This window comes from uncultured Mucilaginibacter sp. (assembly GCF_937859865.1).
Taxonomy (GTDB): domain Bacteria; phylum Bacteroidota; class Bacteroidia; order Sphingobacteriales; family Sphingobacteriaceae; genus Mucilaginibacter_A.
Genome location: NZ_CALMAT010000050.1, coordinates 1 through 13,135 on the forward strand (window position 1 = coordinate 1; position 13,135 = coordinate 13,135).

The window sequence follows — 13,135 nt, forward strand, 5'->3', positions numbered from 1 at the left end:
ATTCTGAACTGAATTCGGTTGTTGGTGCCGCCGGGGAATTATTTAGTGTAAAAACAGCATTGTACGAATCCGTTCATCCAAATGCGATCATTGATGATTTTATGATCTCGATGCTCATCGCCAAAAAAGGTTACCGCATAGTTTACGAACCGGAAGCCTATGCCACCGAAACTTCTTCGGCTAACATCAAAGAGGAATTAAAGCGCAAGATCAGGATTGCGGCCGGTGGTTTACAATCCATCATCTGGCTAAAAAGTTTGCTGTTGCCGTTTCAGCAGCCGCTGTTATCGTTTCAATACATCAGCCACCGCGTTTTACGTTGGACAGTTGTACCTTTTTTGATGCTTGCGATTTTCGTTTTTAATATTTTGATTGTTACACAAACACACTTGTTCATTTATCAGCTTCTTTTAGCTGCCCAAATCCTATTTTATGCAGCCGCTTTATTGGGTTGGATTTTAGAAAAGCGACAAATCAAAATTAAAGCTTTGTTTATCCCCTATTATTTTGGCATGATGAACTATGCCGTTATTGCAGGAATATTTAGATATTTATTTGGCGCGCAAAGCGCGGCTTGGGAAAAGGCTAAGCGGAAGTAGAGGGTGTAGAGAATTTTTCTTAAACTTTTAATAATTCACATTCCGAAAATTCAATTATCCTGTTTCCTGCATTGGTAATTATTTCAATTTTACTTTTTGTTAATCCAAATATATCTTGGTCATCATCCATTGTTGCTGGAACAACTAAATCTATTATTTCTAAAATTGTACGAGGGCCAACAAAAGGTAATTCCTCTAACTTGTATTTGGTAATATTCCTGAATCTTAGAATCTTGTTTTCAAAGATGTTATTATCCCAGTTTGCAGGATAATTTAGTAAAAAATCAAAAGTTTGGTCAGTAGAATTTTCTTTTACTTCTATTATTTGTGAGTCATGAAAAGAGTGATTTTTAAATTTATTTATTTTCATTTTATTCTGATAATGCTTCTTTTACCACCTAAAAATTAGTATCCTACCAAGCTTGTATAACCACAATTTAAGATACTTCTATAACATTTTGCAAATTACCTTCCGAGACACGTAGAAAGATTTTTGGAACAAGTATTTTTAACGTTTGTCGTGTGTTATTTTTAGCACGTAAAACAATAATCGTTAGCGGAAGCCTTTGTAAATTCTGTTGATAAGGCAAATTTCTGTCAACGGTTATAAATAGTTCAAAGTTGTTATCTGTCATCAGCTTTAACAATTCGCCATTCTTTTTTCCTAACCAAAGCATGTCTCTTACCGTCCTAACTTCATGTTCTTCGCCGAAATCATATTTCAATTTTCGGGGCAAACTTTCGTCAAGCAAAATTTTCATGAAGTACTTTTTCTGTTGTGATCGATAGTTTTGCCATCTCCAAAACTGCCAAAGCTATTTCCTTTGTTACCGATGGAAAATCGTCCAGAAATTCGTCAAGGTCTTCACCGTTTTCTAAATAATCAAAAAGGTTTTGAATAGGAACCCTCGTCCCGGCAAAAACAGGCGCGCCACTCATAATTTCCGGGTCTATACTTATTTGTCCGTACAACATGTTTGATAGTTTTGATTCACTAAGTTAATAAACCATTCTGATAATACTTCTTTTACCACCTAAAAATCAGTGTCCTACAAAACCTTTAAAACCTGAAACACTTTTCCATTCAACGTAAAACTATCTCCGGCTTTTTTGCCTTTTAACGCCAAACCAATCGGTGAAGCCACAGAAACAGCATAATAACGTTTGGTACCGATCAGCAAAGCACCGGCACTAACGGCCAGATAAAAATCGCCATGGTCAGTTTCTGCCAAACTGCCTGCTTGTGCAAATTGGTGATTTGTATCGAAATTGATTTGCTGCAATTGCGCCTGCATTTTCCGTGCTTCCAATAATTGCCGCGAGTTGAGGTCTATTTCCTGCTGCATCATGGCGCGGCCGGTTTCATATTTATCGCCGGCACTGCTTTTGGTATCGTTTTCGGATGCTTTTCGGGCTTCGGCAATGGCGGTTTCGGCATCGGCAATACGTTGTTGGATTTGTTCGGCACAAAGCTGGTGGAGTTGTTGTTTGATGTTCAAAAGCTGAGAATTGGATTGTTTTGTAAAGATGGGCAAATCTCCCATGATTAAAACATTTAACGCTTCTGCAAGTTAAATTTATGCCGATAAAAGAAGCATCACCATGAGCACAAAATCAATTTACAACGCAGGGCCAGACCCGGAAACTTCACCTGAACAAGCACCGCCGGAAAGCCCAAGGCCGGAAATCCCGCAGGAAGACCCAACACCTTTTCGTTCGCCGGATTTTCCTGCTCCGGATCGTTTCCCCGCAGAAAACCCAAGTTATCCTTCAAGCCCGGAGTTTCCCGGTACGCCAATGCCTTCGGAAATACAGCGTTTTTAATTTATTTTTTACTTTCGAATTTAATGGTAAAAAATCCAACTTAAACTAAGTAAATTACCTTACTTGGTTTAAGTTGAAAGTCATTAAGTTTATATTTATAGGTTACCGGATACCAACTTAACTAAAGTGTCTAACCAACGCTATTTTAAAGTAGCCATATCTATAACAAACCTGTAGCGTACATCTCCTTTTACCATACGTTCAAAAGCCGGATGGATATCTTTGATGTCGATCAGTTCTATATCTGATGTGATGTCGTGTTCTACACAAAAATCGAGCATTTCCTGAGTTTCGGCCAGGCCGCCCGCGCCTGATCCGGTAACAGTTTTATTGCCTCCCGACAGTGAAAATGAAGGAACTTGAAATGGTTCTACCGGCATACCTACCGTTATAAAAGTTCCGTTTGTATGCAGCAGGGGCAAATAAAGATTAATATCATGGTTGGCGGCAACAGTATCCAGTATAAAATCAAATGTGCCTTTTACTGCGGCCAATTCATCTGCATTTTTTGTAACTACAAAGTGGTGCGCGCCCAAAGCTTTGGCAGCTTCCCTTTTAGATTCAGAAGTGCTTAGTATGGTAACTTCTGCGCCAAAGGCAACGCCAAACTTAACGCCCATATGCCCTAATCCGCCCAAACCAACAATAGCCAGTTTATGCCCTTTGCCAACCTTCCATTTGCGCAAAGGGGAATAAGTGGTGATGCCGGCACAAAGTAAAGGCGCCACACCAGCCAGGTTTAATTTATCTGAAATATGATGAACAAATTCTTCGCGAACGATGATATTATTTGAATAGCCGCCATAAGTTGGCAATCCATCGTGCCCGGTACTATTATAAGTTTGTACGGCACTCACTTGGCAAAACTGTTCCTGGTGGTTTTTGCAGTCGTCACATTCCATACAAGAATCTACCATAACTCCTACGCCACCCAAATCCCCGGTTTTAAACTTCTTTACGTGTAATCCTATTTGAGTGATTTTACCTACAATTTCGTGGCCCGGCACCATCGGAAACACACCCGGAAACCACTCATTTTTGATTTGATGGAGATCAGTATGGCAAACCCCACAATAGGCAATTTCTATCAGCACGTCATGTGGACCAATTTCTCTTCGTTCAAAATTCCAGGGTGCTAAATCTGTTTCTGCACTTTGGGCAGCGTATCCTTTTGCTTGTATCATATTTCATGTTTTTAATTAGAAGCAAAAGTAAAAGAACTAAAGGGTAGATAATTACAAGTTTCAAAGCAATAATTATACTTTTCAAAGTAATTTTCTTAAAGACAATGGCGTAATGCCAGTATGTTTTTTAAAAAAGTTGTTGAAGTAGGATGGGTATTCAAACCCAAGGCTATAAGAAATTTCTGCAACGTTATAGTCGGTAAAAGTTAACAGCGATTTAGCTTCGGAAATCAGTTTTTCATTGATGTGTGCCGTTGTTGCTTTTCCGGTCGCCTCCTGAACGGCAGCGTTTAAATAATTTACATGTACCGCTAACTGATCGGCATAATCGCCTGCTTTTTTAAGTTTTATTGTTTGCAAGGGCAGATCTACCGGAAACTGTTTATTTAAGAGGGAAAGGAAAAGATTGGCCAGGCGTGATGCTGCTTTAGGAGGTGTAAAATAGGCAATAGCCGGTTGCATCATAATGGCTTCATGCAAAATCAAGTTTATGTGACTGCGCATCAAATCATTCTTATAAACATATTTGCTGTCTACTTCTTCTCTCATCCGGCTAAACAGGCTACAGAGATAATTTACCTGTTTATCGTTTAGAAAATACACCGGTTCTCCTCCGGCTTTAAATAATAAAGAGTCTTGCAGGCTTTCCTGGTGGTTGGTTGTATGAAGAAAATCATCTGTAAAAACACAAAAATACCCGGCCGATCCTTCTTCACTGGTTTCACCTTGCCAAAAATAAGGCACCAACGGATTGGTAAATACCAATGCCGGTCTTTTAACTTCAATACTCCGATTGGCATAATCCAGCGTGCTGTTACATTTAGTAACTAAAGTGATCTTGTAAAAGTCTCTGCGGTTATAAGATGCAAGCGTACACTTGCCTTCACCTATTGCAGCAACTTTAAATTGTCCGGAATCTGCTTTTGAGAGGAGGTTTTTCTCTGCTTTGATCTTAACAATTTGTGAAAGTTCCATTTACAAAATTAAACATTTCAAAGAAACTTATTTTGAGATATGGGTTAATAAAGCACTAAAACTTTGCTGTCGGCAACACATCGGAATGTTTAAACTTATCCTTGTATTTTGATAACCTGTTTCAAATTATGTAAAATCCTTCGATATATTTAGGATTAATGACAATGCTTCTTTTACCCTATAAAAATTGGTTATATTCTCAATTTTTATAGGGTAAAAGAAGCATTACCAGCCAGGGGCAAAAGTTAAACCTAACACCGGTTTTTGTACGTCCGTCCGTTGGAAAGGAATGGCCAGATAGGGTTCCAACACAAAAGCACCAAAAATATTTACCCGCAAAGAAATACCGGTGGAAAAAGCCGGAACACGGTTATATCCGCTTGGATAAACCAACTGGCCAAAGCGGCTGTAAACCGGGTTTCCGCTGGAATCCGTTAAATATTGGTTGGCATCTGGTTCTTTTTTGAAAGCAATTTTATCACCGGCGTTCCAGGCTAGTCCGGCATCAAAGAAAAAATTCAGTTCGGTAAACAGGAATTTGGATTTGATCTGCGACAGTTTTTCCGGGCCGGTGAAAGGTAGGCGTACTTCAAAATTGGCCACGGCAGTGCGGCTTCCCTGCAACTGGTCAATCGTAAAATTGCCTTTGTTCCTGGCGTTGTTGTTGTAAAAACTGTTGGCTTCGTAACCCCTGATTAAATATGGATAACCGATAAACAGCGGGAAAAGCGCCTGGCTGTTATCGCCAAAACGGCCGTAGCCATAAATGCGGCCGGCAAATGTTACGGGTTTGGTGCGTACGTATTTCCGCAAATCTATCGTTGGCGCTAAAAATTTAAAACTGCCCACGTTGCCTTCAATCCCAATCCGGTAACGGTAACCTTCCAACGGCGAGGCAACCCCGAAGTAAGAATTATCGCCAACCAAAGCCGTATTTAATTGGAAAAGCGAAAAAGGCATTAAATCATAACCGGTCTCGCTCAAATATTGCGCACGTGAGATTTTTTCATGTTCCGAATATAAACCATTGGTTATTTGGAGATTGTTGTTGGTTGTTACGTAGTTGTAATACGTGCTGTAGCGATCTACCCGGTAATAATATTGGGAGGCACCTGTGCCAAACTCAATCCGGGTAACTTTAGAAAAAGGGTATGAAGTAAAAACCTGCAACGCATCCTGAAAAGTGCGCGTAATATCGTATCGGGATTCGTAAACGCTAACGGGTTTGTTGTTTTGGCTGATGTTGGTGATGCCTTCCTGGTAGGTTGCATATTGGAATGGGATATGCGAAGCACTTACGCCAAAGTTCCAGCGGCCTTGCTGGTTGATGTAGGCCAGTTGCGCACCAAAATCATAAATTTGGCCATTTACGGCAGCACCAGCATAAATTTGGTTTCGGCCAATAATATCACTGAACAAACCTTGGATACCACTGGCCAAACCGGCACCATATCGGCTCACACCTGCACCAACACCGCTGCTGGCCAGGTAATCCAGTTTAAATTGTGGTTTAAAAGGGATATTATGGATAGAATCCGTCGGGATTTTTTGATAGGCCAAAAAATTGTTCAGGTTGGTATTGATCAAATCAACACCGACAGATTTTGGCGGCGGCAACAAGGCAGCGTCAAAATTGATAGCCTGGTTTTCTACTGCAACAGGTTTAAAATCAGCAACTTTTGCATTGTAAATGGTGTATTTCTGGGCGCGATAATAGGAGTAAACCACATCGTTATTAGCCGATAAGCTCAAAGCAGGCGAGAACTCGGTGATCCCGGAAATTCCCGTAAACAAGTTCGTCATCTGCTCAGTGGTTGCGCTGCTTAAATTGTAGCGGTACATATTGCGGAAACCATCGCGGTTGCTTAAAAAGTAGATAGACTTGTCATCCGCAGAAAAAGCCGGGTTTAAATTGTTGGCTCCGTTAAAAATTGGAATGTCGGTTGTTGTTTTTGTAGCAAGATCATAAACCGCCAAATTAAACGGAATGGTTTGTGCTAAAGATTGGTCGTAAGTCGTCCGGTCACTGGTGAAAACAATTTTTTTGCCATCGTGCGAAAAGCTGGGCTGGTAATCGGTGTATTTATCGTTGGTGAGCTGTGTTACTGTTTTTGTGGGGATATTGTACAGGTACAAATCGCTTTGCCCTTCGGCCAAAGCGTTGAAAACAATGTCATTACCATTTGGCGACCAGCTTAAATTACTAAACTGCTTGGCCTTTTTCATGGAGGTTTCTTCCAGTACACGACCGCTGTTTACATCAACAATCACGAGCTTGTTTCGGCCTTCGTTAAAAACGCTGAAAGCAAAACGCTTGCTATCCGGCGACCAAGTTCCAGCCGATTCGATAAAGTTAAATTCATCAATGTGCGTGTTCGAGACCTTGCTCGTCAGCTTTCGTAAGATGCGCCCAGTTTTGGCATCAGCGAGATAAAGATCAATGCTGAACAGGTTTTTTTCGGAAAGGAAAGCAATGTATTTTCCATCCGGACTGATCGCCGGTGCCACATTCATCTTCCCGCTGTTTTTATCATCAATCACTTTTAAGCCAACTGGAACTTGCAACGTATCTTTTAAATAGGGTTTGTAGGTTGCTTCAATGGAATTTTTCCACAAGTTTGAAAGCGTTTTTTCATCGTAACCAAATGTTCTGCGGATGCCATAATCCAAACCAAAATGTGCCGTGTTTTTGAAAAAAGGCACAATTACGGAGTCGCCATAAGTTGACCCGACAAACGACCAAAAAGCCTCGCCATAACGGTACGGGAAGTATTTGCTGCTGGTGGTTAAATCTTTAAGCGTCGGAATATCTTTGTTGAGGTAAGCATCGCGCATCCACATGGCCGTGTAAGCGTCTTTTTTGCCCAGCGAAAGGTATTCTGCCATCCCTTCAATCATCCACAACGGCAAATTATTGATGCTGCTTACATCGCCCTGCGCCCGGTTATTGTCGAGCAGCGTATGGTATTGAAATGCGTGAACCAGTTCGTGGCCGATTACGTGGCGCGTGGTTTGGCTGGTTTCCATCAGCGGCATCACCACACGGTTTTTTAAGCCTTCGGTTACACCGCCTGTTCCTACGCCAATTTCACCTTGTATCGCTGTAGTTTGTTCAAAATCAGGATGATCGGCATACAAAATAATCGGGTTGGCTTTCCGGAAAGTATCCTGAAAAACCTGCTGATGGATGGTGTACCAAAGTTCACTTTCCTGTGCAAAACGTTTGATTACGCTATCGTTTTTCAGGTAATAATAAATTTCGAAATGCGGGGTTTTGTAAACTTTAAATTTGAGGTTTTTGTAGCGGACTTTATTTTGTCCGAAGTACTGCGCATCCGAATTTTTAGGCAGTAAAAACAGTATGCCGAAAACACAGCACAACGTACAAAACAACTTTTTAAATGGGTAGCGGGTAAGTTTGGTTTTTTCCATATTGACAAACCTGGATAAAATTAAATGCTTCTTTTAGGAGTATATTTTTTGCCTCAGTTAAGATAACGCAGATTTAGACCAATTATTAAACCTCAAGTTCGATTTGCAAAAAATTATTATGGGTTGATGGCCGGCTCGGTAACCGAAGTGGTATCTACAATTGGCGCAGCAATACTGTCTGTGCGTGTGGTGTCCACCTTAATCCTTGGCGTTGGGCAGTTGTATTCTTTGCTGATCTTGCTCCAAGGTTTTGGAAATGGGCCGCGCGTATAACCGGATTTCGGGTCGTCGTAAACTTTTTCCATAAATTCACCAAAAATAGGCAAGGCCGTGCGCGAGCCTTCGCCCGTTTGCGAAGTTTTAAAGTGGACGCTCCGTTCATCGGCACCAACCCAAATCCCGGTAACCAAATCTTTGGTGATGCCCATGTACCAACCATCCGCATAGCCGGAAGATGTGCCGGTTTTGCCGCCAATCTGGTTATTGCCGCCTTTCCACAAATCTGGATATTCCCACAAAGCCTGCGAAGTTCCGCCCGGTTCTTCCATCCCGCCGCGAAACATATACAACATTAGCCAAGCCGTTTCTTCACTTAAAACGGAAGTCGTTTTTGGTTTGAATTCGGCAATGATATTGCCTTTATTGTCCGTGATTTTTGCCACCAAAATTGGGTCAATCCGGTTCCCCTTGTTTAAAAAAGTACTGTAAGCGCGTACCATTTCATAAACAGAAACATCGTTGGAACCCAAAGAAACGGAAGGAACGGATTCTAAACGGCTGTCAATCCCGCATTTGTGTGCATATTCTACCACTTTGTCCCAACCTACTTTTTCGGTTACTTGCGCTGTAATCGAGTTGACCGATTTGCCCATCGCCCAGCGTAAACTCATTTCCTGGTACGAAAAACTAAAACTGGCATTTTTAGGTTCCCAAACATCTGGCTTGCCTTCATTATTGATGTATTTGATGGAAACGGGCTTGTCGGTAAACTTATCGCAAGGCGTCATTCCGTTGTCCAACGCAGCGCAATAAGCAAACGGTTTAAAAGTAGAACCGGCCTGGCGTTTGGCCTGGTTTACGTGGTCGTATTTAAAATACTGATGGTTGATGCCGCCCACCCAAACCTTAATTTTCCCGGTCGAAGGTTCGATCGTCATCATACCGGTATTTAACAAACGAGCGTAGTATTTGATGGAATCGTAGGTAGAGAAAGTTGTGTCCTGATCGCCTTTCCAGGTAAAAACCTGCATCCGTTTTTTACGGTTAAAATAAGCATCAACAGAATCCTGGTTATTTTTGTACTTCTTTTCCAGCAGATTGTAGATTGGCAAACGCTGCACGGCACGTTGCGGAAAATCCAGGATTTCTTTGCCATCCAAAGTCCGCCACGGGTTTTCTTTCCCCCAAACACCTTGAAAACGTTTTTGCAAAGCTTTCATTTTATCGGCAACGGCTTCTTCGGCGTAACCTTGCAAACGTGAATCAATCGTTGTATAAATTTTCAAACCATCGGCATACAGATCGTAATCGTTGTCATCGCACCATTTTTCCAGCCATTTGTCCACTGCCGTGCGGATGTACGAATCACCTTGCGCTTCGTTTTCCACATAACTTAAATCCAATTGAACCGGGCTTGCGCTATAATTCGCATAATCCGCTTTGGTGATGTAACCGTATTTCTCCATCTGCGACAAAACTACGTTCCTACGTTCCTTTGATTTTTCCGGGTTTTTGATGGGATTATAGGTTGAAGTCGCTTTCAACATGCCAATCAAAGTAGCCGCTTCGGCAGGATTAACTTGGTCCGGGTTTTTGTTGAAATATTTAAGCGATGCTGTTTTTATGCCAAAAGAATTGTTGCCGAACGGAACCGTGTTGAAATACAAAGTGAGGATTTGGTTTTTGCTGTAGCTGCGCTCGATCTTAAACGCCGTCAGCCATTCTTTAAATTTATAAGCAATTGTCCGCAAAACCGGCACATACGAAATCGGCCCCTGGTATTTCTTTTTTCGGGTCTGAAACAAATTCTTGGCCAACTGCTGGGTAATGGTACTAGCACCGCGCCGGTCGCCGGTCGCCGTAGAAACCATACTGCTAAACAAACCATAAAAATCAACGCCGTGATGCTGGTAAAAACGCGTATCTTCTGTGGCAACCAAAGCGTGGATGAGGTTGGGCGAAATCTTTTGAAAATCAACCGGCGAACGGTTTTCCTTGTAATACCGCCCGATCAGTTTTCCGTCGGCCGTATAAACATCCGAAGCGATAGACAAAGTTGGGTTTTTAATATCTTCCGTATTTGGCGAATGGCCGAACAGCCACAAAAAGTTTAGCTCAACCGCACAAAAAAGGATGATGATAAAATATACCAGGTAAACGAAGTATCGTAGAACCGGATTTTTTAAGCTTAAAAACATAAATAAACGAAGTATTTCGAGGTGTACAAACGTAAGCAATTAAGCCAAATTACCAGCTTTTGCAAAATACTGTAGCGATATTTATACTGATTACTTTAGCTTTTGTTCGGCTGCCGAAGTTTTTGCCGGTAAAACAGCTTTGACGTCTTCTTTAACTTTGGTGAAAGTGCCACTTACCACTTTGCTTGCGATACTGTTTTTAGCAGCAATAATTTTGATGGTTGTGGTGTTGCTGATATTGATCGGGCTAACATATTCTTTCGATTGCAAAGTCGGCGTGCTGCCATCCAAAGTATAAAAAATTTTAACACTGTCCTGTGCCGAAGCCGCCGAAACCGTCATCGGTTTGGTAAACGTTTTGGAAGGCGCAATGAGATAAGGGTTTACGGTAATCAAATGATCGGTAATGGCCGAAACCGGTTTTTCCAGATCGGCCATGTACAACTTGTTCGGTAGTTTTCCAATAAAAACATCCCAGTTTCCGCCGTTGGCTAAATTTTCATACGGTAAAAACAGCTTGTTGTAAGGCTTTCCGTTCAGTTGCATGCCTTGCAAATAAAAACTGTTGGTGGCGTTGCCAGAAGAATTGATGATAAACTTTTTACCGTTTTCGAGGTTGATCGTGGCTTTATCAAAAACCGGCATCCCAATCTGGAAGTTGTTTTGGCCGGGCGCAATGTTGTACAAACCCAACGCATTCATCACGTACCAGGCACTCATTTGTCCGCAATCTTCATTTCCGGCCAAACCATCCGGCGCAGCTTTGTACAAGGTGTTCATGATCTTGTTCAAATAATACTGTGTTTTGTAAGGGTCATCGGTAAAGTTGTACAAGTAAGCAATGTGGTGGCTCGGCTCGTTTCCGTGAACGTATTGGCCAATTGTCCCGGTGATATCCGGCAAGCTTCTGCCCGTCATTTCGGAATTTGCAGAAAACAAAGCATCCAGTTTATTTTCCAGGTTTTCTTTTCCGCCCAGCATCGCCGTTAAACCATTTACATCCTGCGGCATAAAAAACGAAAACTGCCAAGCGTTTCCTTCGGTGAAGTTGTTGTCCACGTCCGAAGGTTTAAAAGGAGCAAGCCAGGTTCCGTTGGTACGCGTTTGCACGAAACCAGTTTGATTGTTGTACACGTTCTTCCAGTTTTGGGCGCGCTGGATGTATTCGGCATAATCCTGATCGTGTTTTAACATTTTGGCCAGTTGCGCGATGCACCAGTCATCGTAAGCATATTCCAATGTTTTGGAAACCGATTCGTTCTCATCTTCCGCCAAAACCAAACCATTTTTCCGGTACGAATCCAGCCCGAACTGGTTTCGGTTGACCGCATCTTTCATCATTTTAAATGCTTTTTCGGCATCAAAACCGCGCAAACCTTTAGCATAAGCATCTACCATAACCGGGATGGAATGGTTGCCGATCATACAATAAGTTTCGTTGGAAGCCAAAGGCCAAATGGGCAGCAAACCGCCTTGCTCGTTCATCGCCATAAAGCTTTTTATAAAATCAAGCGTGCGTTTTTTATCTATTAAAAGAAGCAACGGATGCTCGGCGCGGTACGTGTCCCACAAAGAAAAAACGGTGTAATAATTAAAACCTTCTGCTTTGTGGATTTGCTGGTCCATACCGCGGTATTGCCCGTCCACATCGTTATAAATATTGGGCGCCAGCATACAATGGTACAAAGCCGTGTAAAAAATAGTTTGTTTGATGCGGGCATAATCCAATGTTCGGGTTCGAGGTTGCGGCCTTCCTGCAAAACCTCCGAAACCCATGTTGTTTTGCTGAACTGGCGGCATTACAGGCGCGCCGCCTTCCACCTGAATTTTGGAAAGCGCTGCCTGCCAGGTATCTTTTGCATTGCGCATTACTTTTTTAAAGTCGAAATCGGGTACTTCGGCATCTAAATTTTTTAAAGCACCATCAGCACTGACCGAAGAAATACCAACTTTGGCAATTACCTCACCCGGGTTATCAAATTGGATAAACATTTTGATGTTCTTGCCTTGCAGCTTTTTTTCGCCTTCTTTGATCTGGTCGTTTTGTGCAATACCGTAAGTTTTAAAAGGCTTGGAAAACTTGGCGTAGAAGTAAACCGATTGGTCTTTTGCCCAGGAAGAAGAGCGGCGAAAACCGCGTATTTCATGATCGTTTAGCATTTCAATCCAGGAATCTAAAACCGAATCGCGGTGCTGCAAATCAATAATGATGTTGGCTTCTTTTGTTGATGGAAAAGTGTAACGGTGCACGCCAACGCGCGTAGTTGCGGTCAGCTCTACTGTAATATTGTACTTATCTAAGGTGGTGGTGTAATAACCGGGAGCAGCATTTTCGTTTTTTTTCTGAAAAGCGGAGCGATAATCTTTGTTGCTTAACTGCGGTTTGCCGGTGGTTGGCATAAACAAAACATCGCAATAATCAGGAACGCCGGTCCCGCTCAAGTGTGTGTGCGAGAAGCCATAAACCAGCGAATCGGTATAGTAATAGCCCGAACTTCCGTCCCAACCTTCCAGCCTGGTATCCGGACTTAACTGCACCATCCCGAAAGGCACAACCGCGCCGGGATAGGTGTGGCCGTGGCCGCCGGTGCCGATAAAAGGGTCAACCAATCGGGTATAATCCACTTTTCTTTGTGCCGATGCTTCGTTTAGCAGCATAAAAATGAGCGGTAAAAAGAGCAGTTTATGTTTGATGAAATTCATT

At 42.2% G+C, this 13,135-nt stretch carries 11 protein-coding genes; 2 read left to right on the forward strand and 9 right to left on the reverse strand.

Annotated elements, in window-relative coordinates; genetic code table 11:
* The coding region (locus tag Q0192_RS05835; RefSeq protein ID WP_299287515.1) for a glycosyltransferase at nt 1-599 on the forward strand (599 nt) is incomplete at its 5' end.
* Between the two features lie 19 nt (nt 600-618).
* Here Q0192_RS05835 and Q0192_RS05840 read toward each other — a convergent pair.
* The 4 genes from Q0192_RS05840 to Q0192_RS05855 all read right to left on the reverse strand — a co-directional run bounded on the left by Q0192_RS05840 (nt 619) and on the right by Q0192_RS05855 (nt 2,143).
* Nucleotides 619-969: a hypothetical protein gene (locus Q0192_RS05840; RefSeq protein WP_299287518.1), complete on the reverse strand. Its 351-nt coding sequence runs from the start codon at nt 967-969 to the stop codon at nt 619-621.
* A gap of 67 nt (nt 970-1,036) precedes the next feature.
* Nucleotides 1,037-1,360 (reverse strand): DUF5615 family PIN-like protein, encoded by a 324-nt coding sequence (locus Q0192_RS05845; RefSeq protein ID WP_299287520.1) that lies wholly within the window; start codon nt 1,358-1,360, stop codon nt 1,037-1,039.
* Nucleotides 1,344-1,574: a DUF433 domain-containing protein gene (locus Q0192_RS05850; RefSeq protein WP_299287523.1), complete on the reverse strand. Its 231-nt coding sequence runs from the start codon at nt 1,572-1,574 to the stop codon at nt 1,344-1,346. Before Q0192_RS05850 ends, Q0192_RS05845 begins: the two co-directional genes overlap by 17 nt.
* Before the next feature lie 74 nt (nt 1,575-1,648).
* Nucleotides 1,649-2,143, reverse strand: a complete 495-nt coding sequence (locus tag Q0192_RS05855; protein ID WP_299287525.1) for a 3-oxoacyl-ACP synthase — start codon at nt 2,141-2,143, stop codon at nt 1,649-1,651.
* A 58-nt stretch (nt 2,144-2,201) separates the two neighbouring features.
* On the opposite strand from Q0192_RS05855, the gene Q0192_RS05860 reads away from it, so the two are divergent.
* Nucleotides 2,202-2,423: a hypothetical protein gene (locus Q0192_RS05860; RefSeq protein WP_299287527.1), complete on the forward strand. Its 222-nt coding sequence runs from the start codon at nt 2,202-2,204 to the stop codon at nt 2,421-2,423.
* Nucleotides 2,424-2,563: 140 nt separating this feature from the next.
* Here Q0192_RS05860 and Q0192_RS05865 read toward each other — a convergent pair whose 3' ends face one another.
* The 5 genes from Q0192_RS05865 to Q0192_RS05885 all read right to left on the reverse strand — a co-directional run bounded on the left by Q0192_RS05865 (nt 2,564) and on the right by Q0192_RS05885 (nt 13,134).
* Nucleotides 2,564-3,607 (reverse strand): NAD(P)-dependent alcohol dehydrogenase, encoded by a 1,044-nt coding sequence (locus Q0192_RS05865; protein WP_299287529.1) that lies wholly within the window; start codon nt 3,605-3,607, stop codon nt 2,564-2,566.
* Nucleotides 3,608-3,688: 81 nt separating this feature from the next.
* Complete coding sequence (locus tag Q0192_RS05870) at nt 3,689-4,582, reverse strand: helix-turn-helix domain-containing protein (protein WP_299287531.1); 894 nt, start codon at nt 4,580-4,582, stop codon at nt 3,689-3,691.
* A gap of 225 nt (nt 4,583-4,807) precedes the next feature.
* Nucleotides 4,808-8,014, reverse strand: a complete 3,207-nt coding sequence (locus tag Q0192_RS05875) for a DPP IV N-terminal domain-containing protein (protein WP_299287534.1) — start codon at nt 8,012-8,014, stop codon at nt 4,808-4,810.
* A 116-nt stretch (nt 8,015-8,130) separates the two neighbouring features.
* On the reverse strand, nt 8,131-10,431 hold the full coding sequence (locus Q0192_RS05880; protein ID WP_299287537.1) for a transglycosylase domain-containing protein: 2,301 nt from the start codon (nt 10,429-10,431) through the stop codon (nt 8,131-8,133).
* Between the two features lie 90 nt (nt 10,432-10,521).
* On the reverse strand, nt 10,522-13,134 hold the full coding sequence (locus Q0192_RS05885; RefSeq protein WP_299287540.1) for a GH92 family glycosyl hydrolase: 2,613 nt from the start codon (nt 13,132-13,134) through the stop codon (nt 10,522-10,524).
* Nucleotide 13,135: the final 1 nt, after the last annotated feature.

Bases quoted from the DNA above. Each gene is read 5' to 3' on its own strand.
- Q0192_RS05840 (WP_299287518.1), bottom strand. From the start codon at position 969: ATGAAAATAAATAAATTTAAAAATCACTCTTTTCATGACTCACAAATA.
- Q0192_RS05860 (WP_299287527.1), top strand. From the start codon at position 2,202: ATGAGCACAAAATCAATTTACAACGCAGGGCCAGACCCGGAAACTTCA.
- Q0192_RS05850 (WP_299287523.1), bottom strand. From the start codon at position 1,574: ATGTTGTACGGACAAATAAGTATAGACCCGGAAATTATGAGTGGCGCG.
- Q0192_RS05845 (WP_299287520.1), bottom strand. From the start codon at position 1,360: ATGAAAATTTTGCTTGACGAAAGTTTGCCCCGAAAATTGAAATATGAT.
- Q0192_RS05870 (WP_299287531.1), bottom strand. From the start codon at position 4,582: ATGGAACTTTCACAAATTGTTAAGATCAAAGCAGAGAAAAACCTCCTC.
- Q0192_RS05875 (WP_299287534.1), bottom strand. From the start codon at position 8,014: ATGGAAAAAACCAAACTTACCCGCTACCCATTTAAAAAGTTGTTTTGT.
- Q0192_RS05880 (WP_299287537.1), bottom strand. From the start codon at position 10,431: ATGTTTTTAAGCTTAAAAAATCCGGTTCTACGATACTTCGTTTACCTG.
- Q0192_RS05855 (WP_299287525.1), bottom strand. From the start codon at position 2,143: ATGGGAGATTTGCCCATCTTTACAAAACAATCCAATTCTCAGCTTTTG.
- Q0192_RS05865 (WP_299287529.1), bottom strand. From the start codon at position 3,607: ATGATACAAGCAAAAGGATACGCTGCCCAAAGTGCAGAAACAGATTTA.
- Q0192_RS05885 (WP_299287540.1), bottom strand. From the start codon at position 13,134: ATGAATTTCATCAAACATAAACTGCTCTTTTTACCGCTCATTTTTATG.